This is a genomic window from Flavobacterium sp. FlaQc-30, assembly GCF_044005885.1.
Lineage (GTDB): Bacteria > Bacteroidota > Bacteroidia > Flavobacteriales > Flavobacteriaceae > Flavobacterium.
In genome coordinates this window covers 1-601 of sequence record NZ_JBIPCO010000027.1, presented here as the reverse complement: position 1 = coordinate 601, position 601 = coordinate 1, and the positions used below count along the sequence as shown (strand labels likewise).

The 601-nt window shown below is 29.8% G+C and carries 1 protein-coding gene; it reads left to right on the top strand.

Annotation, left to right across the window (positions count from 1 at the left end; translation table 11 throughout):
• Window positions 1–502 (top strand): hypothetical protein (locus ACHRV0_RS21585; protein ID WP_395442504.1); only part of this gene is annotated, 502 nt, incomplete at its 5' end.
• Window positions 503–601: the final 99 nt, after the last annotated feature.

The window sequence follows — 601 nt, the reverse complement described above, 5'->3', positions numbered from 1 at the left end:
TTTTTCAAGTGAAGAGGAATACAAGTTTGCATTAACATTTTATGCAAAGGATGGGAGTTTGTTTCAAATTGATAATAAATCGAGTTTTTTGCCTTGGAAAGATCGATTTGTTTCCTATCCAAAAAACTCGGACTTTCTTTCTAGAAAGAAAAAACTTCCAGTTCAAATTCATATCCAATGGTACTCCCAAGATGAATCAAGGTGGTTTAATGGTGATATTATTATGCCACAGAACCTAGAAAAAAAATTTAATTCTAGAAAATTTGATATAATGATTATATCCATAAAAAAAGATAGCCTAGATAAAGTTATTGGTGATATTCATTTAATCAATAACTCAAAAAACGAAAAAATTATGTCTTTTCAGCTCGGCGTCTATAATGAACATCTTAAAAGATTAATGGCACCTGAATATTCTTTGCCCAAAGATTTTGTATTTCCAAAATGGGAAGGCACAGAACCTATTGAGTTTCCAGAATTAGATTATTGGCAAGAAAAATAATTTAAAAGAGAAATTTATGCGCCCAAAAACTAGTTTTTTTATATACTGTTTTTTAATCATTGGTTTATTTGCCAGCTGCCAGCCTAAAGATACATTTGA